22 protein-coding genes and 1 rRNA gene are annotated in these 24410 nt (G+C 46.3%); 13 read left to right on the top strand and 10 right to left on the bottom strand.

Annotated features, from left to right (window positions below):
• The first annotated feature begins 16 nt into the window (after nt 1–16).
• From AZH43_RS13080 to AZH43_RS13050, 7 genes are all read left to right on the top strand, one after another.
• Complete coding sequence (locus AZH43_RS13080; protein WP_067670382.1) at nt 17–376, top strand: RcnB family protein; 360 nt, start codon at nt 17–19, stop codon at nt 374–376.
• Nucleotides 377–522: 146 nt separating this feature from the next.
• Complete coding sequence (gene argA, locus AZH43_RS13075; protein ID WP_406564626.1) at nt 523–1869, top strand: amino-acid N-acetyltransferase; 1347 nt, start codon at nt 523–525, stop codon at nt 1867–1869.
• A 339-nt stretch (nt 1870–2208) separates the two neighbouring features.
• Nucleotides 2209–3168: a sulfonate ABC transporter substrate-binding protein gene (locus tag AZH43_RS13070; RefSeq protein WP_067670378.1), complete on the top strand. Its 960-nt coding sequence runs from the start codon at nt 2209–2211 to the stop codon at nt 3166–3168.
• Between the two features lie 100 nt (nt 3169–3268).
• Nucleotides 3269–4438: an FMNH2-dependent alkanesulfonate monooxygenase gene (gene ssuD / locus AZH43_RS13065; protein ID WP_067670376.1), complete on the top strand. Its 1170-nt coding sequence runs from the start codon at nt 3269–3271 to the stop codon at nt 4436–4438.
• The gene (ssuC, locus tag AZH43_RS13060) at nt 4439–5254 is read left to right on the top strand and encodes an aliphatic sulfonate ABC transporter permease SsuC (protein WP_067670374.1); all 816 of its coding nucleotides are present in this window, start codon (nt 4439–4441) and stop codon (nt 5252–5254) included.
• Nucleotides 5255–5268: 14 nt separating this feature from the next.
• The gene (locus AZH43_RS13055; protein ID WP_067670372.1) at nt 5269–6072 is read left to right on the top strand and encodes an ABC transporter ATP-binding protein; all 804 of its coding nucleotides are present in this window, start codon (nt 5269–5271) and stop codon (nt 6070–6072) included.
• Nucleotides 6073–6442: 370 nt separating this feature from the next.
• Nucleotides 6443–7063 carry a TetR/AcrR family transcriptional regulator gene (locus AZH43_RS13050; RefSeq protein ID WP_067670369.1) on the top strand — a complete coding sequence of 207 codons (621 nt, stop codon included), beginning with the start codon at nt 6443–6445 and terminating at the stop codon, nt 7061–7063.
• A 74-nt stretch (nt 7064–7137) separates the two neighbouring features.
• On the opposite strand, the gene AZH43_RS13045 is transcribed toward AZH43_RS13050, so the two are convergent.
• Both AZH43_RS13045 and AZH43_RS13040 read right to left on the bottom strand, forming a co-directional pair.
• On the bottom strand, nt 7138–7701 hold the full coding sequence (locus AZH43_RS13045) for a 5'-methylthioadenosine/S-adenosylhomocysteine nucleosidase family protein (RefSeq protein ID WP_067670367.1): 564 nt from the start codon (nt 7699–7701) through the stop codon (nt 7138–7140).
• 48 nt (nt 7702–7749) lie between these two features.
• Nucleotides 7750–8877 carry a TDT family transporter gene (locus AZH43_RS13040; RefSeq protein WP_067670365.1) on the bottom strand — a complete coding sequence of 376 codons (1128 nt, stop codon included), beginning with the start codon at nt 8875–8877 and terminating at the stop codon, nt 7750–7752.
• Between the two features lie 210 nt (nt 8878–9087).
• On the opposite strand from AZH43_RS13040, the gene ribF reads away from it, so the two are divergent.
• From ribF to AZH43_RS13015, 5 genes are all read left to right on the top strand, one after another.
• Nucleotides 9088–10089, top strand: coding sequence for a riboflavin biosynthesis protein RibF (gene ribF / locus AZH43_RS13035; protein WP_067670363.1), 1002 nt, complete (start codon nt 9088–9090; stop codon nt 10087–10089).
• A gap of 64 nt (nt 10090–10153) precedes the next feature.
• Nucleotides 10154–13000, top strand: coding sequence for an isoleucine--tRNA ligase (gene ileS / locus AZH43_RS13030; RefSeq protein ID WP_067670361.1), 2847 nt, complete (start codon nt 10154–10156; stop codon nt 12998–13000).
• Entirely contained in the window at nt 12993–13529 is a 537-nt protein-coding gene (gene lspA / locus AZH43_RS13025) for a signal peptidase II (RefSeq protein ID WP_067670359.1), read from the top strand. Before ileS ends, lspA begins: the two co-directional genes overlap by 8 nt.
• A complete protein-coding gene (locus AZH43_RS13020) occupies nt 13526–14008 on the top strand; it encodes an FKBP-type peptidyl-prolyl cis-trans isomerase (protein ID WP_067670357.1) in 483 nt (160 codons plus the stop codon). The genes lspA and AZH43_RS13020 overlap by 4 nt, the downstream gene beginning before the upstream one ends.
• Before the next feature lie 188 nt (nt 14009–14196).
• On the top strand, nt 14197–14736 hold the full coding sequence (locus AZH43_RS13015) for an NADPH-dependent FMN reductase (protein WP_067670355.1): 540 nt from the start codon (nt 14197–14199) through the stop codon (nt 14734–14736).
• A gap of 284 nt (nt 14737–15020) precedes the next feature.
• On the opposite strand, the gene AZH43_RS13010 is transcribed toward AZH43_RS13015, so the two are convergent.
• The 4 genes from AZH43_RS13010 to AZH43_RS12990 all read right to left on the bottom strand — a co-directional run bounded on the left by AZH43_RS13010 (nt 15021) and on the right by AZH43_RS12990 (nt 20694).
• On the bottom strand, nt 15021–16310 hold the full coding sequence (locus AZH43_RS13010) for a glutamate carboxypeptidase (protein ID WP_067670416.1): 1290 nt from the start codon (nt 16308–16310) through the stop codon (nt 15021–15023).
• A gap of 534 nt (nt 16311–16844) precedes the next feature.
• Entirely contained in the window at nt 16845–17240 is a 396-nt protein-coding gene (locus AZH43_RS13005; protein WP_067670354.1) for a tautomerase family protein, read from the bottom strand.
• Between the two features lie 497 nt (nt 17241–17737).
• Nucleotides 17738–18871: a PQQ-dependent sugar dehydrogenase gene (locus AZH43_RS12995; RefSeq protein WP_067670352.1), complete on the bottom strand. Its 1134-nt coding sequence runs from the start codon at nt 18869–18871 to the stop codon at nt 17738–17740.
• 524 nt (nt 18872–19395) lie between these two features.
• On the bottom strand, nt 19396–20694 hold the full coding sequence (locus tag AZH43_RS12990) for a glutamate carboxypeptidase (protein WP_067670350.1): 1299 nt from the start codon (nt 20692–20694) through the stop codon (nt 19396–19398).
• 243 nt (nt 20695–20937) lie between these two features.
• Here AZH43_RS12990 and AZH43_RS12985 point away from each other — a divergent pair, with 243 nt between their 5' ends.
• Nucleotides 20938–21495 carry a type 1 glutamine amidotransferase domain-containing protein gene (locus tag AZH43_RS12985; RefSeq protein ID WP_067670348.1) on the top strand — a complete coding sequence of 186 codons (558 nt, stop codon included), beginning with the start codon at nt 20938–20940 and terminating at the stop codon, nt 21493–21495.
• Nucleotides 21496–21526: 31 nt separating this feature from the next.
• Here the strand turns inward: AZH43_RS12985 and AZH43_RS12980 are convergent, their stop codons facing one another.
• The 4 genes from AZH43_RS12980 to rrf all read right to left on the bottom strand — a co-directional run.
• Entirely contained in the window at nt 21527–21838 is a 312-nt protein-coding gene (locus AZH43_RS12980; protein WP_067670414.1) for an ankyrin repeat domain-containing protein, read from the bottom strand.
• Nucleotides 21839–21906: 68 nt separating this feature from the next.
• Nucleotides 21907–22488 (bottom strand): DUF4145 domain-containing protein, encoded by a 582-nt coding sequence (locus AZH43_RS12975; RefSeq protein WP_227509820.1) that lies wholly within the window; start codon nt 22486–22488, stop codon nt 21907–21909.
• 93 nt (nt 22489–22581) lie between these two features.
• Nucleotides 22582–23931: an MFS transporter gene (locus AZH43_RS12970; RefSeq protein ID WP_067670346.1), complete on the bottom strand. Its 1350-nt coding sequence runs from the start codon at nt 23929–23931 to the stop codon at nt 22582–22584.
• 376 nt (nt 23932–24307) lie between these two features.
• Nucleotides 24308–24410: ribosomal RNA gene (rrf, locus tag AZH43_RS12965) — 5S ribosomal RNA — on the bottom strand; the annotation flags it as partial.

Below are 24410 nucleotides of genomic sequence, written 5' to 3'. Positions count from 1 at the left end.
TTTAAGGTGAATGAAAATGAAAAAACTTCTAACTGCAGCAGCACTGGCGTTGACTGGACTTATTGCAACATCCGCCATGGCAGCGCCTGATCACCGTAATGATGACCGCCGCTATACCAACGCTTATGGACAAAACAGCTATAACAGCGACCGCTATGACAACAAGCGCTGGAATGACAGCCGGGTAAATCCAAGCCGCCAATGGCGGGTAGGTCAGTCTTTGCCGCGCGCCTATGATTCATCGCGCTATAAAGTCAGTGACCGTGAGGCTCGCCGCCTGCCCCATACTGGCCGTTATCAGCAATGGTACAAAGTGAATGGCGACTATGTGCTGGTCAATCAGCGTACTGACCGCATTCTGCGCATCATGAACTGATCCGCCGCAAGATCCCTCATTCCCGAAAAACACCTGAATCAGCCGTTCAGGTGTTTTTTTATGCAAAAAGCACAATTATTCTGCCAGCGTGCTGATTTTTGATTAGAATCTGAAAAAGACATTTCAATTTTGAGATCAGCATGCAGTTGAATCCGGCAGAACCATCAGACAGCACAACATTGCAATATGTGCATTGGTTTCGGCATTCTGCACCCTATATCAATGCGCACCGCGGCAAAACCTTTGTCATTATGTTTGATGGCGAAGCGGTGCAGCATGAAAATTTTCAGCACATTATCCATGATATCGCCTTGCTGCACTCGTTAGGCATCCGGCTGATTCTGGTGCATGGCGCACGGGCGCAAATCAATCAAAATTTAAAAGCCAGCCACCTGCAGACCCCGTTTCATAATCACCGCCGCATCACCACACGTGAATCTTTGGGCGCAGTCATGAGCGCTGCAGGCTCCATCCGCCTGCAGATTGAAGCCCTGCTGTCGATGGGACTGGCCAACTCGCCGATGTACGGCGCGCGCATTGATGTAGTCTCGGGCAACCTGATTACCGCCAAGCCTTATGGCATCCGTGACGGTATTGATTTTCAGCTGTCCGGTGAAGTGCGCTCTGTCGATACCGATGCTATTCAGCGCCACTTAGACAGTCAGAATATTGTGCTGCTGGGGCCAACAGGCTATTCGACTACTGGTGAAGTATTTAATTTGCTGGCCGAAGAAGTCGCCACAAAAACAGCCATCAGCCTAAAAGCGGACAAACTGATTTTTCTAGGCAAACAGCATGGCTTAATGAATGAACACGGCCAGCTGCAGCGCGAAGTTGCGCCGCATCAGCTGGACCGCCATATTCTGCAATATCAGGACTCCAACCCGGATATTGCGCTGCATCTGCAAGGCGCCAAAACAGCATCGCTGCAAGGCGTCCATCGCGTGCATTTAATTTCCTATGCCTATGACGGCGCACTGGTCGAAGAGCTGTTTACCCGGGACGGTTCCGGCACTATGATTACAGACGCGCATTATGAAGAGGTGCGTACCGCCAATATTCAGGATGTCGGCGGCCTGATCAGCCTATTGCGCCCGCTGGAAGAAGAAGGAATTCTGGTCTACCGTTCACGCGAGCGTCTTGAAAATGAAATTGAACATTTTGCCGTAATCGAACGTGACGGCACGATTTTAGCCTGCGCTGCCCTATATCCGCTTCCTGTAGCCGACGGTGAGCTGCGTTCTGCCGAAATTGCCTGCGTTGCGGTGCATCCAAGTTACCGCAAGTCCAACCGCGGCAGCCAAATTCTGCATTATTTGGAAGAAAAAGCCCGCGCTATGGGAATTCAGCAGCTGTTCATTTTAACCACACGCACTGCGCATTGGTTTTTAGAGCAAGGTTTTGAACAAGCCAGCGTCGATGATCTGCCCAATGCCAGACAAGCGCTGTACAACTACCAGCGAAATTCTCTGGTGTGTAAAAAACCGCTTTAGTGCGGTTTTTTACACTGTACATATCTGAATTTTAACTAAGCTTATGCCGAAAATATTCAAAAAAGGCTGAAGCTTTTTATTCATCAGCCGCATATGCTTATTCAAAAAACATCTTTAGATTTTTAATTTATAATTTTCATATAGTTATATTGTTTTAATTCAAACATTCAAATCACTTCACAATGCGAAAAAAACCATAAGCTTTGCAGTTTTTTATTTATCTTTTTTCTTCATGACAAATTAACTTTTTCTTATTTTTTTCGAAAAAGAAAAATCATTACCGTAAGTGCTCAGCGATCAGCAGTTCTTCAATTTCATTGCTTAAACGGGAGCACCTACATGAGCACACAAAAAGCAAAACTCTGGGCAAAAACGATTGTACTGTCTTCAGCAGCTGCGGGTGCCATGATGCTTTCTGGCTGCGCAAAAAAAGAAGCGGAAACAGTCACCTTAAATATCGGTTTTCAAAAATACGGCCTGCTTCCTATTATTAAAGAACGCGGCACACTGGAAGCATCATTAAAAGAACAAGGGGTTAATGTTAAGTGGGTTGAATTTCCGGCCGGCCCGCAGCTCTTGGAAGGCCTGAATGTAGGCAGTGTGTCATTTGGTGAAGCAGGAGAAGCGCCGCCGATTTTTGCGCAGGCTGCCAACTCCAATCTTGTTTATGTCGCCAACCAGCCGGCTGCGCCCAAAGCTGAGGCGCTGATTGTGCAGAAAGATTCAAAAATTCAAAGCATTCAAGACTTAAAAGGCAAACGTGTAGCGCTGAACAAAGGTTCAAATGTGCACTACCTGCTGCTGAAGCTGCTTGAAGCCAACAAATTAACGCTGAATGACATCCATGTCGTGTACTTGCCGCCGTCTGATGCCCGCGCCGCTTTTGAAAAAGGCGCAGTGGATGCATGGGTCATTTGGGATCCGTTCTTTGCAGCCGCTGAACAGCAAATTGGCGCGCGCGTGATTGCGACCGGTGACAATTTGGTCAGCAATCATCAATTCTATTTGGCTGACCGCAAATTTGCCGAAGCGCATCCCAAAGTGATTCAAGCTGTAGTCAATGAACTGAACCTGTCGACAGAATGGGTTGAGGCGCATCAGGACGAAGCCGCGAAGCTCTTGCAGCAGCCGACTGGCCTCGACTTCAGCATTTTAAAGTCGTCTATTTCCCGCATGGGCTTTGGCGTAATGCCAATTTCAGCACAAGTAGCCAAAGAACAGCAGCAAGTGGCCGATGCATTTTTTGAGCAGAAACTCATTCCGCAAAAACTGAACATCGAAGCAGCCATTATTAAGTAATTTTAACAAAACCTTTTTACGTCCGTGCTGAATGTCTGGGTTTAGAGCCAAGCATTCAGCCTGTTTGATGACCGAGCTAATTCAAATTTAAGGAACTGATATGAAAATTTTCTGGTTTATTCCGACTCATGGCGACAGCCGTTACCTAGGCACCAGCAAGGGCGCGCGCCAAGTTGACCATGCCTATATGAAGCAAATCGCGGTAGCAGTGGATAATCTGGGCTATGAAGGCGTACTGATTCCTACAGGCCGTTCATGTGAAGATCCTTGGCTGACGGCAGCAAGTTTGATTGATGCGACCAAGAATCTGAAATTTTTAGTGGCTTTACGTCCAGGCGTCACCACCCCTGCACTGACTGCGCGGATGGCGGCGACTTTTGACCGTCTGTCTGGCGGGCGTATTCTGCTGAACTTGGTCACTGGCGGCGATGAACAAGAGCTCAAAGGTGACGGCGTGTATGAAGACCATGCGACACGCTATAAAACAGCAGCGGAGTACACCACCATTTGGCGTGAAATTCTGTCACGCTCACACACAGGTGAAAGCTTTACGTTTCACGGTGAACGCCTCAGCGTGGATGATGCTAAATTGCTTTATCCGCCGGTGCAAAAACCTTATCCGCCGCTCTGGTTCGGCGGTTCTTCAGACGCAGCTGTAGACTTGGCAACAGACCAAGTGGACACTTACCTGACATGGGGTGAGCCGCCTGCAGCCGTAAAAGAGAAAATTGCGGCTGTCCGTGAAAAAGCCAAGGCCAAAGGCCGTGAGCTGAACTACGGCATCCGCCTGCACGTGATTGTGCGTGAAACCAATGAAGAGGCATGGAAAGCCGCTGAAGAATTGATTCAGTATGTCGATGATGCAACGATTCAAGCAGCGCAAGCAAAATTCAAAACCATGGATTCTGTCGGACAGCGCCGTATGGCGGAACTGCACAATGGCGACCGCACTAAACTGGAAGTGTCGCCTAACCTTTGGGCAGGTGTCGGCCTGGTCCGCGGCGGTGCAGGCACGGCATTGGTCGGTGACCCAGAAACCGTGGCAGCACGTATTCAAGAATATGCAGACCTAGGCATCGGCACATTCATCTTCTCTGGCTACCCGCATTTGGAAGAATCTATCCGCTTTGCAGAACTGGTGTTCCCATTGCTGCCGCTGGAAACCCGTCAAAAATTAGTGCAGCCGAACCTCACTGGCCCATTTGGTGAAATCGTAGCGAATAACTACACGCCGGATGAAAAAAAGAAACAAGCTGAGGAGCCGGCTTAAATGTCAAAGACAGTTTCCGTTGAAGCTTTCCCTGAAAAGAAAGTTTCACGTGGAACACAGTTCGGGCAGCGCTTGCTGCCCTGGCTGTTTCCAATAGCGCTGATCCTCATCTGGCAGACCGCCTCCGCGACCGGCTTACTGCAAAGCAGAATCCTGCCCGCACCCAGCGCCGTCGTCACAGCATTCTGGAATTTGCTGGTCAGCGGTGAATTGTGGCGCCATGTCAGGGTCAGCGCAGGCCGCGCACTGATGGGCCTGCTGGTGGGCGGCGGTTTAGGGCTGTTCCTTGGCCTGCTGAACGGCTCCTCTAAAATCGCATCCACCTTGCTGGATACCTCGATTCAAATGATTCGGAATATTCCTGCATTGGCGCTGATTCCTTTGGTGATTTTATGGTTCGGCATCGATGAAAGCGCAAAACTGTTTTTGGTCGCTATCGGTGTATTCTTTCCGGTCTACATTAATACCTATCACGGCATCCGTTCAGTCGATCCGCAGCTGATTGAAATGGGGAAAAGCTATGGCTTAAGCCGCTGGCAGCTGTATAAAGAAATTATTCTGCCGGGCGCTATGCCCTCTATTTTAGTCGGCCTGCGCTTTTCACTGGGGCTGGTCTGGGTGCTGCTGATTGTGGCGGAAACGATTTCTGCACAGGCAGGCATTGGCTACATGACCATGAATGCCCGTGAATTTTTGCAGACAGATATTGTTCTTGTCGGCATTCTGCTTTACGCCCTGCTGGGCAAATTCGCCGATGTCTTGGCTGTCGCTTTAGAAAGATACCTGCTGCGCTGGCATTCAGGCTATCAAAAATAATTCAGGAGCATGAGATGACTGACTTAAGCATAGGCCGTCATGCAGACGGCAATACCGCATCCACTGACACAGCAGCAGATATCAACCCTCATGCTGTACCGGGCGCCGAAATTATTATTGAACAGCTGCATAAATTCTATGGCAGCGTCAAAGTGCTGGAAGATTTAGACCTGCATATTCAGCCCGGCGAATTTCTGGCGATTGTCGGGCGCAGCGGCTGCGGCAAAAGCACCCTGCTGCGCTTGATTGCAGACTTGGAAAAGCAGAGTTACGGTGAAATTAAATTTAAATCTGCACGGCATATCCGCGAAGGCATTACCTCTGATGACATCCGTGTCATGTTCCAAGATCCGCGCTTGCTGCCATGGCGCAGTATTGAACAGAATGTGCAGCTCGGCTTGCCCAAAGACCAGCATGCCAATGCGGCATCAATGCTGGAAAAAGTCGGCCTAAAAGACAAAGCGCCGCTTTGGCCTTCTCAGCTATCCGGCGGCCAGCGCCAGCGTACCGCTTTAGCGCGCGCCTTGTCGCATAAGCCCCGGATTTTACTGCTGGATGAACCGCTGGGCGCACTGGATGCCTTAACACGGCTGGATATGCAGAACCTGATTGAAAAACTGTGGACTGAACAAGGCTTTACCGCCATTTTAGTCACCCATGATGTCAGCGAAGCGGTCCAGCTGGCTGACCGTATTATTTTACTGGACAAAGGCCATATTGCGGCTCAATTTAAAGTAGATCTGCCGCGCCCGCGCCAAAAGAACTTGCAGTTTGCAGAACTTGAACAGCAAGTGCTGAATGCCGTTTTAGCCACTTAAGCATCCATCAGCCCTGTTAAAATCAAACCGCCGCTTCATGCTGGCAGTTTGATTTTATACCGTGTTTTTTTATCTGCGCAGGACCCGCTGCATTGCAGCCGCCCTTAGAAAAGCTCATGGCTGTTTAAATGGGCAGAGCGCTGGTCAATGCGCATTCAGCGCAGCAAAAAAAATCATAAATAAAAATAAGGCTTTTATTTTTCAGATACATTTTTTTATTTGATTTCGACCGCTCATTTATCTTAACTTTACTAATGATCTAAAAAATAAATCAACTTAAGTCAAAAAATCACAAGCTTTGGTTGTGCACAAATCTGATGATTTGCCGTACAATTGCCCATTCCCCTTTTTTTCATGTTTTAGAGTGCTAATGGAACAAAAAAAGAGTACACAAAAACGGCACCAGCTGTTAAATGCGGCTTTAGACGTTTTTTCCCTATATGGTTTTAGCGGAGCCAGCCTAGACGAAATCGCGCAAATTGCAGAAATGCATAAGTCCAATATTTTCTATTATTATGAAAATAAAGAAGCGCTATATGTCGAAGTGTTGACCACAGTTCTGCAAAAATGGCTTGCGCCGCTGCAAATGCTGGAAAGCGAACTTGAACCGGAAGAAGCGATCACCAACTATCTGATGCAAAAAATTGAAGTTTCACGCACACAGCCGAAAGCTTCTCGCTTATTTGCTTTGGAAGTGATTCAAGGCGCGCCGCATATTCTTGAAATATTGAAAGGCCCGCTTAAAAAACTGGTGAAGCGTAAAGCCAAAGTCATCGCCATGTGGCAAGAGCAAGGAAAAATCTCCAAGGAAATTGATCCTGAACTTTTCATTCTGAATATTTGGGCCATTACCCAAAACTATGCAGATTTTGCTACGCAAATGGAAATGGTGACCGGAAAAACCCTGCGCAACCGCAGCATGCTGCAGCGTGTGATCCAACATTCAGTGCATCTGATGCTGTACGGCGCGATTCCCCGCAGCGAAAAATAATTTCTGTCCGCAAGCAGAAATTTGGCATACGGCCATAGTTCATCTATGGCCGCCGAATCTTTTCCCTTTTGAAATTATTTGACCATTTGATACAGTTCAAACAGCTTGTTTGCTCCCAGCAGTAAATTTTCTTCCCAATCCAAATGCGCCGTATCATTCGCGCCATCCGTAATATATTTCACCGACACCAAGCGCACGCCCAATTTTTTACAGACTTTGGCAATAGCATAGCCTTCCATGTCGACCAGATTGCAGGCGATTTTTGGCAAGCCGGTTTCAAAACTGTCACCAGTCCCGCAAATGCCTTTCGGCAAATGCTGAAAATAGCTGTCTAAATGAATTTCTGCCGGATGATCTTCATCCATCGGCGTCACGCCGACAGCAAACCCCAATGGGGAAACATCCATATCGCGCTGCACAAATTGCGTCACTTCGACCAAAGCATGCGCATCAAAATGCGAACTGCCCGCCGTGCCCAAATTAAGCAAGGTTTTACAACCCGTTTTTTGAATCACCTCAAATGCTTTAAATGCCGCATTAATTTTGCCAATGCCGCTGTAGTGCACATTGATGCCGGCCTGTTCAAACAGGCCTTTAGATTCGTTGGGCAATGCCATCATAAGCGCAAAATCGGACATAAAATACCTTAAGCGAAGTTCCTGAATAGCGGCTATTAGACCTAAAACTCAATGCTTTTCCAAGTAGGCTTTTAAGCACGGAGAAAAAAACAGCTGGCCGCCGTAACAGCCTTTGACGGTTTGATACGCGACCATGCTCCAAAGCCCAAGCAAAATGACCGCCAAGCCATACGCAATATGGCAAAGCATATGGATCTGCATTTGCTGGCCCAGATTCAGCACCGCCAAAGTAAATACCCCGAGCGGGAAAGTCAGCCCCCACCAGCCTAAATTAAATGGCATGTTTTTCATATGAAATAAAGTGGTCAGAACGGCGATGCCCAGCCACCATGCGCCAAAACCCAGTAAAATCAAAGCGGCCATGATGCCCGCATGCTGAAACAGCTCACCTAAAGCCTGCAGATTCAGTGCCGCTAAAAGATGCGGCGCCTGCGCTCCTAACAGCAGCAGCGCCAAAGCGCCCGTGCCAATGGGGCCTAAAGCCAGCCAGCTGCTGACCGCCATGTCTTGAGGCGGCAGCTGATGCAGCGCCAAGCGCAGCATCAAAACAGTTAAAACCGCAAAGGCGGGCAATACCGAAATCCCCCACAGCACATAGCTGCCCAGCAAAATGCCCAAGGCATGCAAACCGGCCTCTAAATGGCCCAGCAGCAAGCCGCCGGATGCAGCTGCCACTTCACAGGCGACAATCGGCAGCAGCCAAACCGCAGTCATGCTTTTTAACTCATGCTGCTGGCGGCTGTACATTAGAAATGGTACACACCAAGCCATTAATACCGCCAATATCACATCGGCATACCAAAGCCACTGCGCAATCTGAACAGCAGTATCGCCATACAGCGCCGTGCCGAATTTCAGAAAGCCATTCAGAATGGTCGCCAGCCCCATCGGGATCGCCCCGAGAAATAAGCTCATGGCAGGATGGCTGAAAATCTGTCTGGCTTCGGCTGGGTAGAGCATCCAGCGTAAAAAATACAGCAACGAAAATACAGTAAATAAAGCGATATTGATCTGCCACAGAAACGCCCCCAGCTGCCAAAGCAGCTCATGGGCAAATGGAAGTTCCGCAATAATTAAGGCAGCGACACCCGTCCCCATGGTCACCGTAAACCAGTTTGGCGTGAACTGGCGGATAATATCGCGCTTATGCTGCAATTGATTAAATGGCTTTTTCATCGCAAAATGTTCAATGTCCAAGGATGAAGTTAATTCTACGAATAATCAATAATAAGAAAAACTGATTTATTTTTAATATTTATATCATTTAAATTTATATAAGGTTTTTTCATTTCAGAAATTTATTGAGTAAAAACACAACAACAAGACGAAACTGTGAGATTATGGCAATATATAGCCCTTACAAATTTTCAACGTATTTATTCGCCCATGAAGCTGCTCCGCCTGAATGCTTTAGCGCCTGATTTTCAATTACCCAAAACTGCCGTCACCATTGGCAATTTTGATGGGGTGCATTTGGGCCATCAAGCCATGGTGAGCCAGCTCAAAGCCTTGGCAGCCGAACACCAGCTCAAAACTGCAGTGATGATATTTGAACCTCAGCCGCTGGAGTTTTTCAAAAGCTATGAAGCCCCGCCGCGCATTACCTCGCTGCGTGAAAAAGTCGAATACCTGTCCGAACTCGGTGTTGACTACATTGTAGTCGCCAAATTTGATAATGCCTTCCGCAGCCTCAGCGCTGAAGAATTTGCTGAAATTTTAAAAACAAAACTGAATACACAAAGCTTGGTTTTAGGTGAAGATCATCATTTTGGCAAAAACCGTCAAGGCAACAGCGAATTTTTACGTCAATACGGTTTTCATGTCTCAGATTTGCAGAATATTGAAGTGAACGGTGAGCGCGTCAGTTCAACATTAATCCGTCAAACACTGCAAGCGGGTGATTTAGCGCACGCTGCAAAATTATTAGGGCGTCCCTACAGCATTAGCGGCCGTGTTCAGTATGGCGACCAAATTGGCCGCACCATCAACTTTCCCACCATTAATGTGCGCTTGAACCGTCATAAACCCTGCCTGCACGGCATTTATGGCGTGGAAGTCATCTGCGAAACCCTGTCTTTAAAAGACCGAGTTCAAAGTGAAAATCCGGATAAAACCGGCATTGCCGGCTATGCGCCAAGCGCCCTTTTTGGAGCTGGCCATGTCGGCACCCGTCCAGCCATTGCGCAGGAGCATCCTGAATGGCGATTAGAAGTACATTTTCCTGATGTTTCTGCTAATCTGTATGGCCTGTTAATGCGGGTGACGTTCTTAAACTATTTACACGGCGAAAAGAACTACCCTTCGCTTGAAGCTTTAAAAGCTGGAATTGATGATGACGTGGAGAAACTGCTTGAGTTTCGTCAGGATCATCCCCAATTTCCCTTTTAATATCCCAAATTTTTTATGTAAAACGCGTCAGTCAAATAGCTGATTAAATTGGAAGACAACTTGCATGAGCGATAAGCAAACTCCTGAAAATGCAGTGGATTATAAAGCCACGCTAAACCTCCCAGGTACTGAATTTGCAATGAAAGCAAATCTCGCAGTACGTGAAGCGAAATGGTTAGAAGAGTGGTATGCCGACAACATTTATCAGCAGATTCGTGCATCGCGTATTGGCAAGAAAAAATATGTGCTTCATGACGGCCCTCCGTATGCAAATGGTCAAATCCATTTGGGCCATGCTGTCAATAAAGTCCTGAAAGATATCATTATTAAAAGTCGTGTGATGGACGGTTTCGATGCGCCGTACGTGCCGGGCTGGGACTGCCACGGCCTGCCGATTGAGCTGAAAGTCGAAGAAAAAGTCGGCAAAGTCGGCGTAAAAGTCGATGCATCGACCTTCCGTAAAGCATGCCGCGAGTATGCTTACACTCAAGTCGAATTACAAAAGAAAGACTTTGTGCGCATGGGCGTGTTCGGTGATTGGGACAATCCCTACCTGACCATGAACTTCAAGCAGGAAGCGGACATTGTGCGCTCTCTTGGCGCAATCGCGAAAGCGGGCCATATCGAGCCGGGCCTGAAACCAGTCAACTGGTGTCTGGACTGCGGTTCCGCCTTGGCAGAAGCGGAAGTTGAATACGAAGATAAAAAATCTGATGCGATTGACGTTGGCTTTACTGTGGTCGATCTTGCAGATTTATCGGCACGCTTAGGTGTAACAATTTCTGATTCTACCGATATCGTCATCTGGACCACCACGCCTTGGACGCTGCCGGCCAACCAAGCGGTTGCCCTGCATGCAGAAATTGAATACCAATTGGTGAAAGCGCGCGGTGAAGAAAAAGAAGCGCAGAACTTCATCTTGGCCAAAGACTTAGTCGAATCTGCAACAGAACGCTACGGTTTTACGACAGTCGAAGTGATCGCCGACTTTGCTGGGGCAAAACTCGAAAACTTAGTACTGCAGCATCCTTTAATCAATGACCGCCAAGTGCCGGTGATTTTAGGCGAACACGTGATCGCCACCAGCGGTACAGGCGCAGTGCATACTGCACCGGGCCATGGTGTGGACGACTACAAAGTGGGCTTGCTTTACAACTTAAAAGTCGACAATCCTGTGGGCGGCAACGGTGTATATTTACCGACTGCGCCAATTTTTGCCGGCGAGCACATCTATAAAGCCAATCCAAAAATTATTGCGGCATTGGGCGATACAGGCAAACTTTGGGCGCATGTGCCGATTAAGCACAGCTACCCGCACTGCTGGCGCCATAAAACGCCGATTATTTTCCGCGCGACACCGCAGTGGTTCATCAGCATGGATGCCAAAGGCTTGCGTACTCAAGCGCTGAACGCGATTGAAAATGACATCAGCTTTGTGCCGGACTGGGGTAAAAACCGTATTCAATCGATGATTGAAGGCCGTCCGGACTGGTGTATCTCGCGTCAGCGTACTTGGGGCGTGCCAATTCCATTCTTCGTGCATAAAGATACGAATGAATTGCATCCGCGTACCCCTGAACTGATCGAGGAAGTGGCTAAACTGATCGAGCAGGAAGGCATTGACGGCTGGTATAACCGTGATGCGGCTGAATTTATCGGTGCAGATGCGGAGCAGTACAATGCCGTGCGCGATACTCTAGACGTTTGGTTCGACTCGGGCACAACGCATTTTGCAGTCCTTCGCGAACGTGAAGAACTGACTGACCCGGCTGATTTGTACCTAGAAGGCTCAGATCAGCACCGCGGCTGGTTCCAGTCGTCATTGCTGACATCTATTGCCATCAATGAACGCGCGCCTTACAAAGGCTTATTGACCCATGGTTTTGTGGTCGATGAAAAAGGCCGCAAAATGTCGAAATCCATCGGCAACGTGATCACTCCGCAAGACATTATTAAAGATATGGGTGCAGACGGCCTGCGTTTCTGGATCGCATCTGCAGACTACCGTTATGAAATGACGGCAGGTAAAGAAATTTTCAGCCGCGCATCTGACGGTTACCGCCGCATCCGCAACACCTTGCGTTTCCTGCTGGCGAACTTGAACGGCTTTAAACCGTCTACAGATGCCTTGCCTGCCGATCAGCTGATTGCTCTGGATCAATACATCCTGCAGCGCGCTGCGGACGTGCAGAAAACTATTCAGCAAGCCTATGAAGATATGAACTTCCATATCGTGGCCAATGCGCTGACAAATTTCTGTATTAATGACTTAGGCGGTTTCTACCTCGACATCATCAAAGACCGTCAGTACACCACCAAAGCGGATTCTGCTGCCCGCCATTCTGCGCAAACAGCGCTGTATCATTTGGTGCAGGCCTTTGTACGCTGGATGTCGCCGATTTTAAGCTTTACGGCACAGGAAGCGTGGCCATTAATTCCTGAGCAGTCAGAGAAATATGTCTTCACTGCTGAATGGTATGAGATTCCAGTCGCGTCAACTGCAAACCTGATTTCAGAAGCGGATTGGCAGACGCTGATCGCTGTAAAATCTGCAGTGAACAAATTTATTGAAGCGGCGCGTACAGCGAAAACAGTCGGCTCGAACCTGTCTGCGAAAGTTGAGCTTTGGGCCGATGCCGAACTGAAATCCGTTTTAGACCGTTTAGGCGATGAACTGCGCTTTGTCCTCATCACATCTCAAGTGATTGTGAATGCGTTTGATGCGGCGCAAGGCGAAGCGTCTGACCTTGAAGGCTTGAATGTGAAAGTTTCAGCTGCCGAAGGTGAAAAATGCGCGCGCTGCTGGCATGTTCTGCCGGATGTAAATACACATCACGAACATCCAGGCCTTTGTTCTCGTTGTATTATTAACCTTCCTACAGGTCAAGGCGAAGAGAGAAAATATGCCTAATCCGCAAGAAAAAAAGGGGTTATTCCAGTTCTATCCGCACAATTTAGTGTGGGTGGGGCTCTCCATTGTCGCAATTATTATCGATCAATGGACCAAATGGATTGCAAGCACACATTTGAATTATGCAGATCCTGTGCCTGTACTGCCCTTTTTAAATTGGACATTACTGCATAACTATGGGGCAGCCTTTAGTTTCTTGTCCGATGCCGGCGGATGGCAGCGTTATTTCTTCACCTCACTTGCAGGTCTAGTGTCTGTAATTTTTGTATTTTGGCTGATGCGCATGCCAAAAAACGTGAAAATCCTGCCGATCGCTATCGCCTTGATTTTAGGCGGCGCCATCGGCAATTTAATCGACCGCGTATCACTTGGATATGTTGTTGATTTTATTCATGTCTACTACAACAACAGCCACTTCCCTGCATTTAATATTGCAGACAGCGCCATTACCCTTGGCACTATCTTATTGTTGATTGATACCTTCTTCTTAGAGAAGCAGCGTATTCAGCGGGCGGAAGCGCGAAAATGACTGATTTTATAAATCCTAACGAGGAAACTCGTATTGAAGACGGCGCAAAAGTCGACCTTCATTTTTCTGTGGCCATTGAAAATGGCGTAGAAATTGACAATACCCGCAGCCGCGAAGAACCTGTCAGCTTAGTGATCGGTGACGGCAGCTTATTGCCTGGCTTTGAAAAAGCGCTCTTTGGCCTGCGTGCCGGCGACCGCCGCACAGTCAGCCTGCCGCCGGAAGAAGCTTTTGGGCCGTGGAATGCTGAAAATGTGCAAAAATTTGATACGGTAAAATTTGATCCTGCGCCTGTAATTGGCCACATGATTGAATTTGAAGATAAAGCCAAGCAAAGCTTGTTTGGTGTGATTAAAACTGTCGGTGAAGACATTACCGAAGTGGATTTTAATCATCCTTTAGCCGGCAAAAACATTACCTTTGAAGTGGAAATATTCAAAGTGACGCCTGCTGGACAGCAGGGCGTCAAACTGATGTAAGGCATTGATGTACAAGCATCTGCTGTTAATTAAGCCCCGAAAGGGGCTTTTTTATTGCCGCATCTGGACCATGCTGTATTTATTTTGGCAATTTCATCTTGCAGATACAATTTGCTTATAGGCATGGCGCGCTAAAAATCATACTTTAAATACAGGGTGATAGACAAAATACTGAACAAGGAAAACCGATGAAAATTTATATTATTGTGGGCAGCGTGCGCGAAGGCCGTACAGCCATTAAAGTCGCCAATTGGGTTAACAGCGCAATTAAAGGCTACGGCTACTCCACCATTCAAACAGAAATTGTCGATCTCAAAGAGTGGAACCTGCCCTTCTTTGCAGGCGCTCATCCGCCAGCTACGGGTATTTATGACCAGCCGAAACAGCAGGAATGGGCGGATAAAATAACGCAAGCGGATGCGGTGATCTTCATCAGCCCTGAATACAATCATGGCTACAGCCCTGCACTGAAGAATGCGCTGGACTATATTGGCAAGGAATGGAAAGGCAAGCCGGCAGCCTATATCGGATACGGCGCAACCAATGGTTCACGGTCAATTGACCAAATCCGTCAAGTGGCAACCCAATTGGGCCTGATTGACAGCAATGCGGTGATTGAAATCCGAGACATTTTTTCACGCAACACAGGCGATACCTTTGAACCGAACCCGTTTGATGAAAAAGGCCTTAAAGCCGCGCTAGACAAACTGATTCAATATGTACAGTAAGCTGTAATCCAAAGCTTACAAGGAATGGCGAAAATCACCACTTTTCACCTATTCAAACGTGGCTTAATATAGAAAACATAAAGAGACAGGACGTCTCAAACCACAAAACAACAATAAGCAGGTTAAACGCTGGATGCGTACGGTACGACAGGAGTTATACCGCTGAAATGAATCTAAAAAACCTTGGCAGGATGCCAAGGTTTTTTTATTTATATCGGTTTCTCACCGTACTGATGCATTGCCGGAAGGCTGGCGCAAGAACACCGCCTTCGAAGCATGCTTTTTTATTTTCCGGAACTCTCTACAATTAAACGCGTCACCAGATACAGGCGCGGCACGATTGAATCCGTCAGAATATATTCCGCCTTATCTGAATGCAGTCCATCGCCAGACATGCCAATTCCTTCAATAATTGCGGCCTTCGACGTCACCCCTGCAAAAGCCGCATCTGTCCCGCCGCCCCAAGCTGTGGTTTCAACCTTCATCGGCAAGTTCAGCTCCTGCTTGTAAATCTGCTGCGCCCGCGCGGCTAGTTTTTTGGCTTGAGGGCTGGCTTCCAGCGGCGGACGGCGTACTTCAAATTTCACATTTACCTGACTGTCTGCCAGTTTTTTGGTTTTAATTTTTTGCTGTAGTGTTTTCTCAAGTTCTGTAAAGTCCTGCGGTTTAAGAGATCGTGCATCGGCCTGCGCACTGGCCTGATCAGGAATGACATTGCGGGTTTTACCGGCTGTCGCTACCGTCCAGTTCAGCTTTAAACCCGTTTTAGGATTGGATAGATTTTCCAATTGCTGTATTTGGAAAGCCAATTCCGTCAGCGCATTCACTCCAGCTTCCGGTTTGACCCCTGCATGCGCGCCGCGGCCTTTGATGTCCAAATAAGCGGCGCCAATGCCGCTGGTCGCCAGCATTAGGCTGCCATCCATGCCGCCGCTTTCAAAGGACAGCACCACATCCTGATTTTTTGCAGTGTCCATAATCAATTGACGTGAACCCGGCGAACTGATTTCCTCATCTGAATTAATCAGCACCGTAATGGTGCCATAGTCCTGATATTTCAGCTGCTTCAGCATATCCAGCACATGGATGATGGCGGCAACCCCCTGCTTGTCATCTAAAATTCCCAAGCCATAAGCCTTATTGCCGTCAATGCGGAAGGGCTGATCTTTCAGCTGGCCCTTTTGATATACCGTATCATTGTGCGCCAGTAGCAGGATATTAGTTTTGCCTTTGCCCTTTAACACCGCTTTCACCACTGGGCCGGTTTGATCTGGCGCGCCATCCAGCTTCATAATATCTTTAGGCTGAATGATGCTGACCTCAGCGCCTGCTGTTTTCAGCTGTTCAGCCACAACTTTTGAAATCTGGTTAAGGCCGTCAATATCTTTGCTGCCGGATTCAATATTCACCAGCATTTTTAAGGTTTCTAAATAATTTGATTTCTGCGTTTCAGCAATTTTTTTAATGTCCTGCGGTGAAGCCGCCCAGCTTGCAGTTGCACTGAATGCCAGCGCAGCCGCTAAAGCCAGCCCCAATGGGCGAAAGTTCTGATTGGCATTAACCTTTATTAGCATGATGTCCATTCCCTGCAGTTTTTTTTGATGAAATTTTAATGTCTGATAAATTAGTACACTATTCAATCAATGATTCGCAAAGATATGTAACTCAGCCACAGCACCGATCAAGACTTTATGCCGTATGGCAATGAATGCGTTCTGATGTGTTCAAGACTGAGATAAAAGTGCATGCTGACTAAAGATCTTATCGGCTGTTCATTAGAGATGAAGTAAAATCAGGCAATCCTAGTATAAATTTAAAGCGCTTTTGGCCTTCATTGCTGCTTTGTACGTTTTGGCTTACACCACATGCAGAAATAGCACACTATTCACCTTTTCTGTTTCCCTCTATAGTTAATCCATACAAGACAGGATGTCTTAAGATAAGAACAATAAATAAATCGCAGCAGGATGCTGACAGGTACGACAGGAGTTATGCCTAGAATGAATACAAAAAAGCCTCAACAGGATGTTGGGGCTTTTTTCTTATCTAAAATTTTCAGTTTTCAAACAGCATCAAATACCCTACCCAACACCATTGGAAATTCAGGCCTACACGTTCACGTTAAACCCTAAATCAATATCACAAGCGGCCTGCCCGCCTCGGATGCCCCAATTTTCTGAAGCGCTTTCCCGCAGCGTAATCAGAATATGATCTTCAGGAATGCCAAAATCAGCCAATGAGTCCACCATGTGCCGATACAGCATCCTTTTGGCAGCCAAGCTGCGTCCTGAAAAACAGTCTATGGCAATGCTGGTAAAGCGTTCGGGCTGAGTCAAATGCAATGGCGCTAAAAAACGCTGAGGCAGGTGAACCGCCAACCGAATGTTGCGGTCATGCGCTGGAATTTTAAAAACCTGCTGCACGGTATGAAAAACTGCCTCAATTAGTTGCTGTTCTTCATCGGGCGCATATTCCATACGGATATCAATCTGTATTGAAGGCATATCAATGGCTTTTATTCTTGGACTGTTATGATGAATTTCAGCTTATCGAACAATTGATAGGCCTTCTGTAGGCTTTTACCTACACAGGCTGCAATAAAAATGACTATTGCATAGCCAAAAACATTCCTATGATTGAAGCATCAAAGACAGGATGTCTTTAAATAAAAAGAAAAAATGCAGTCAGCAGGATGCTGAATAAGTGCCTTCTGAATATATTCGAAAAAGCCTGGGTTTTATGCCTAGGCTTTTTTCTGCAGCGTATTTTTGCTGTTGAACAGCGCGCCGCAGCCGTCGTAAAAGCAGCATTTACACGAAACTTTATACATCACCACTCAAACGCTTCTTATCATTTACGTCGTTTTCATTAAAATCAAACCGCAGGCCGATTCAATCCAATGAATTTAATGCCGATGACCATTACGCCGCATAAAGCCTGTTATCAGCCTGCTGGATATGCAAAGACCATGTACATAAGTGAATAAAGCCCTGCAGGGCCTTTATTTTGCAGTCAGCTTGAGCAGGTTAGCGCGCTTGCCGTCTTCCAGTACCCAAATACTGCCATCCGCGCCCTCAATTAAATCACGGATGCGCTGGTTCATTTTTAAACGCTGTATTTCTTGTGCTGGCTGGCGCTCTACATCTGCAATAATAATGGCTTCTGAAGACAGTCCCCCAATCAGCGCTTTATCTTTCCAGTGCGGAAATTGATGGCCTTGATAAAAAATCAGGCTGGAAGGTGAAATGACCGGCGTCCATGAAATAGCAGGCGCTTGGAATTCAGGCCGAGTAGAATGGTCTAGTATAGCCGTTCCATCATAGTGATCCCCATTAGACACAATGGGATAACCATAATTTTCAGCGCGCAATACTTGATTAAGCTCATCACCGCCTTTCGGCCCCATCTCTACCGTCCATAACTGCTGCTTGGCATTAAAGGCGAGGCCTAAAGGATTCCTGTGCCCCAGCGTCCAGATTTGCTTGGCTACATCCCCTTTGCCCTGAAAAGGATTGCCGGATGCTGGCGTGCCGTCCTCATTTAAGCGCAGAATTTTGCCTAAATTTGACTGCAAGTCTTGTGCAGGATCAAATTTCTGCCGTTCACCAGAGCTGACCCAAAGCTTGCCGTCTGCGCCAAACAGCATTTTATGCGCATAATGGCCTTGACCGGAAACCTTTGGCACTTGGCGCCAAATAACGGTCAAATCTTTGAGCGCCGGCCGGCTTTCCTTTATATCCAGTGTTGCTTTGGCAATCGCAGCGCCATAACCGCCTTGGCCTGCTTCAGCATAGCTTAAATAAATCTGATGATTCTGCGCAAAATCCGGATGAAGCAGCACATCACCTAGGCCGCCTTGCCCGCCATAAGCAACTTCTGGGGTTCCCTGAATTAAAATTTTGGCTTTATTGACCGGATTAAACAGCTGCAGCTGTCCTCTACGCTCTGTCACCAAAAGCCGTCCATCCGGCAGCCATTGCATTGCCCAAGGCTCATCAAAAGTTGCAAGCTGCTCAATATTGACAGCCTGCCGCAGCGTCAATGCCCGCGGCTCAGTGCCGCCTGCAGCAACATTCTGCGTATTTTTCTCCGCATTGCAGGCCGTGATCCATGGCACAGTCACAATAAACGCCATTCCAAATGCAACATGCTTGATCTTTTGCCCTCTAAAGCTTTGCTTCATTATTTTATTCTCTAAAAGCCAGAGTTTAATTTTACGCACCGCATATTCAAATGACAGCGCCGCAACGTAACAATGTGCGTCTATGTAAGCCTAGGCTTACAGTAAATGCAGAAAATCTCATCTAGGCAGGCAGCCGAATTCAGCCTAATCTACATTCATCAGGGAACAGGAAGTTTCCAGAACATGAAAACAATAATAATAAGTTTGAGCATCAGGACGTGAGATACGACAGGAGTCATATCTAGCATACGAAATATCGAAAAGCCCTGTCAGGATGATGGGGCTTTTTCGTATTCATTTATTTTTCATCTGTTTTTAAAACGTGCGCTCATAGATGATGACTTTACAAATAAATAATTTATTTTAAAGTCTTATAATTAGACTGCCCCAATCCGCCAATCAGGGCAAAACCAGACTGCTTTATTTTCTGTAAGGGCATGACCTGCTGGTGCATCTGCCATACAGGCCAAAATATGTTATTGAGATGCCTCAATAATTAAACGCGCTGCCAGATACAGACGGGGCACAATCGAATCAGCCAGAATAAATTCGGCGTCTGTTGAATGCGCGCCCTCACCGGATAACCCCATGCCTTCAACGACAGCGGCTTTAGACTTCAGGCCTGCAAACGCAGCGTCTGTTCCGCCACCCGAGGCGATAGTTAATACAGTCATAGGCAAATTCAGCTCATTTTTATAAATGCTTTGTGCCCTTTGGGCCAGCTGAATGGCGGCATCATTGGCGGCCAGCGGCGGGCGGCGCACTTCAAATTTCACACTGACTTGGCTGTCTGCCAGTTTTTTGTTTTTGATCCGTTCCTGCAGCTTTTTTTCGACTGCGTCAAAATCCTCTACCCTCAGCGCGCGGGCATCTGCCTGCGCTGAAGCCGTATCAGGAATGACATTGCGCGTTTTTCCTGCAGCAGCCACCGTCCAATTCAGCTTTAAGCCGGTTTGCGGATTGGATAAATCCTGCATTTGCCCAATTTGATGCGCCAGCTCAGTAAGGGCATTTACCCCCGCTTCGGGCTTAACGCCTGCATGCGAACCGCGCCCTTTAATATCCAGATAAGCTGCCCCGATTCCGCTGGTGGCAAGGCGTACACTGCCATCTTTGCCGCCATTTTCAAAAGACAGCACAATATCTTGATCTTGGGCGGTTTCGGTAATGAGTTTGCGTGACCCGGGCGAACTGATTTCTTCATCTGAATTCATCATGACCGTAATGGTGCCATAATCATTGTAATTCAGCTTTTTCAACAGATCCAAGGTATGAATAATAGCCGCCACGCCCTGCTTGTCATCCAAAATACCTAGCCCATAAACCTTGTTGCCGTCAATTTTAAAAGGTTGATCTTTCAGCTGGCCTTTTTGATAAACCGTATCCATATGCGCAATCAGCATAATTTTGGATTTGCCCTTCCCCTTCAGCACCGCTTTGACCATCGGGCCCACTTTTTCTGGGGTGTCATCCATGCGGTACATATCATTTGCAGGCAATATGCTGACGTCTGCTCCTGCCGCTTTTAAGCGTGCGGCCGTTAGCTGAGCCATTTGATTCACCCCAGCTAAATCCTTGCTTCCCGACTCAATATTGACCAAGTCTTTTAAAGTATTTAAATAAGGATGCTTTGCCCCTTCAGCGGCCTGTTTAATTTTCGCTGGCGATGCGGCATAGGCTGGCGCAGACAGCAGCCCTGCACAGACGATCCCGATCCCTAAATAATTGTTCTTAAAATGCAGTTTTTGATGAATTTGTGCTTTTTGAAGGGTCATAAAGTTTACGTCCTGTGCGCTTGATGATGAAAGGATCAGTTTGATGAAAATTCAAGCAACATCAATACCAATTTCACATAATTAGTGTAAATCCTATTCCCTTTGAAAAATGGTTACTGGATATTAACACGAACAAAATATCGACAAATTTTCTTACAGTTTCGCGCCAAAACACCACATACGGCCAAGTCTGCGCTTGTTAAGGTAAATTGATTGCCATAACGAATTAAAAAGAGAAATTGTATGAGCACACGCGCTTTAGTCATCACATCAAATGTCGGAGTTGAGCAGGATGAGTTGCTGAAACCGTTAGAATTCTTGCGTTCTAAAGGGATTGAAACTATTCATGCTGCGCCCGAACAGCATTCGGTGCAAACGGTTAAGCAGGATAAAGAACATGCGCAGCACTACGACCCAGATGCCCTGCTGAGTAAAATAGATGCTGATGATTACGATATCTTGATTATTCCGGGCGGCACGGTCAATGCAGATACTTTGCGGATGAATGATGACGCGCAGAAATTAGTGCGGCAGTTTTCAGATGCTCAAAAACCGATTGCCGCCATTTGCCACGGGCCTTGGCTGCTGATTAATGCAGGCAGAATTAAAGATAAAAATTTAACATCGTATTCAAGCATTCAACTGGATCTGGAAAATGCAGGCGGCAATTGGGTTAATGAAGAAGTGCACCGCTGCAATACGGGCGGATGGGTGCTGATTACTTCCCGCAGTCCCGATGATCTTCCCGCTTTTAACGATGCCATTTTAAAAGAGCTGGAAGGCAATCCGAAGACTGAATAAGCCTTCTTTATAAAATTGCCCGCTTGATTATCTACAAGCTTTTTAAATACGCCGCAATCTCGGCTTGTTCTGCCATTTCTGCCAGCTCTAAAGCCGTATAGGGCGCTTTGTGCTGTACGTCTGCACCGTTGCTTACCAGCAGCTTCACAACGTCTAAATAGCCGTTTTCTGCGGCTGCTTGAAGCGCGCTGTAGCCTTCTTCGTCAGCAGAGTTTACATCTGTGCCATTAGCCAAAGATTTTTCAACTTCAGCAACTTCACCCAAAGATGCCCAGTAAACCAGTTCAGGCAAGTGAAGTTCATTGTCATCTTCAGGAATTGGGGAGAATGAGTTGAGTTTCATAATTTTATTCGACCAAGTTTTTTTTATTATCATTTGGAATTTTTGCTCAGGTCAACAGTTATACGCCTTTAATTTTTTCCATTTGTATAGGCTTTTAATAAGTCGTTGTTTCCTGAAATTACCGACAACGCCATATCAATCATTAATTTTTTTCCAGACTGTATATTTTCTAAATCCATATTTTCAAGATTGATATCTTGGAAGTCTGAATTTATTGGAATTTCAAAATTAATAATCCACCAATTTTCGATTTTAATAATTAATATATAGGCTAATAGGAATTTTTCATTTAGTTCGTTTACATCCCCATTGAAAATAACATTACTCATTTCATGAGCCAAATAGTTTCTATAATCTTTTAAAATTTCTATAGTATTTTTATCATTTTCATCAATCACATGACTTTCAACTAACCAAGCTATCGAAGCATATAAATGATTCTTACTTTTGGATAAAACTTCAGATTTATATTTTTCTTTGCCTTCAAAATCATCAAACTCGATCACAGGCATGATATAGAAGTCTTTTATCCTATTTATGATCGAATCTTTCAACATTTCATAAATTGTTATATACATTGATATGTTAATTAGCCGATCCCTAAAAATTTCAGGATTTAGAAAACGTTCCCATTGCTCTCTATGATTCATAGTCTCTACTCTTATATATTTTGTTTAAATTAGTCATTTTATTTTAATAAATAAATTAAAAAGCCCCCTTTCGGAGGCTTTTAAATTCACGTTTTAAGCTTTAGAAATCGCTGGCTGGCTTGCACCAATCTTCTTAGATTCATTATCATGCATAATCAATGCAACCGCAATTGCAGTAATGAGTACAGGTAAACCCACTGCCATAAAGTTAATGTGAGCAGGCAAGTTCATCCCCAATAAGCCGCCAATTAAAATTGGCCCGACAATCGCGCCCATACGGCCAATGGCGGATGACCAGCCAATACCGGTAGAACGTATCGCCAATGGGTAAAACTGCGCTACATAGCTGTATAGCAGCATTTGCGAGCCAATAGATGCTGCTCCTGCCAAGAATACCAAAATGTACAGCAAAAATTGATTTGACTGGAAACCCATCAAGCTCATCACAATTGCACCCATCATTCCTAAGAACATAAGTACAGGCTTTAAGTGGAATCGATCCGCTAAAATACCGCCGCCAACAATGCCAACCACTGCACCGACGTTCATCACCATCATGAACATTAGGCTGTTATTCATAGAATAGCCGGCAGCCATCATCAACTTCGGCAGCCAGCTGCTCAATGCATACATCGTCAATAAACAAGTAAAAAATGCCAGCCAAAACAATAAGGTATTTACTGCGCGGCCGCGGCGGAACAAACTCACTACATTTGCCGCTTCAGGCACATTTTCCTGCGGCAAACTAAATACTGTCGCGTCTGTTACCTTCACTTCCGGCGCTAGGCGTCTGACAATACTTCGCGCCTTCTCTTGCTTATTTTCTTTCACAATAAATGCGAGAGACTCGGGCAAAAACTTCCAAATCACTGGCAATAAAAATAAAGGAATGCCTGCAATAAAGAACATAATCTGCCAGCCGAAATCTGGAGTAAACCAAGAACCCAGCAAAGCCGCCATTACACCGCCAACGGCATAGCCGCTGAACATCGTTGTAACCAGTGTGCTGCGCATCTTCTGAGGCGCATACTCAGATGTCAGGGCCACAAGGTTTGGCATGACACCGCCAATGCCTAGGCCCGCTAAAAAGCGTAAAATTGCGAATTCTGTAGGGTTTGATGCAAAGCCGCCCGCAAAAGTTAAGCCACTGAATAACACAATACAGATCATAATGACTTTTTTACGGCCGATTTTATCTGCCAAAGAACCAAAAAACATCGCGCCGAACATCATGCCGGCTAACGCTGTACTGGCCAGCATGCCTGCCTGTACCGCGCTTAGTCCCCAATCCTGCATTAACAGCGGCAATACCACGCCATTTATCGCTAAATCATAACCGTCAAATAAAATAATCAATAAGCACCAAGCCACTACATTGAAGTGGAACGGGGTAAATTTCGCTTTATCGACTACAGAATTGATATTCAAATTATCTGTCGTCATCGTTCTCATCTCCCATGAGTACTTGTCCAAATTTTTCACATGAATTATTAAGCAAAATTCAATGTGGGCGCACTATACGCAAGACAAATCCGAGGGACAATTAGACTTATTGATGAGCTGAATATCCCTAATAAAATAATCCTAAACATCTAATTTTATGGGTTTTATTTTTACAAATAATCTCAAAATATGATTATTCTTGTTTTTTATTTTAGCCGTATTTAAAAATACTTAGTCCGATTTTTCTGATTATTGTATAGATTTTCTAAAAATACCTTCTGTTTTGCAGTCCGCACTTATCTAAATCCCCTTTCCCTCCCTTTTCCTGCACATAAAAAAACACCCCCTGGGTTATCAGGGGGTGTTTCGAATAATGAGCTGGCGATGACTTACTCTCACATGGGTAACCCCACACTACCATCAGCGCTAAGAGGTTTCACTTCTGAGTTCGGGAAGGGATCAGGTGGTTCACTCYTGCT

This window comes from Acinetobacter pragensis (assembly GCF_001605895.1).
Taxonomy (GTDB): Bacteria; Pseudomonadota; Gammaproteobacteria; order Pseudomonadales; family Moraxellaceae; genus Acinetobacter; species Acinetobacter pragensis.
The sequence above is the reverse complement of the archived record's forward strand: the minus strand, read 5'-3'. Positions and strand labels throughout refer to the sequence as shown.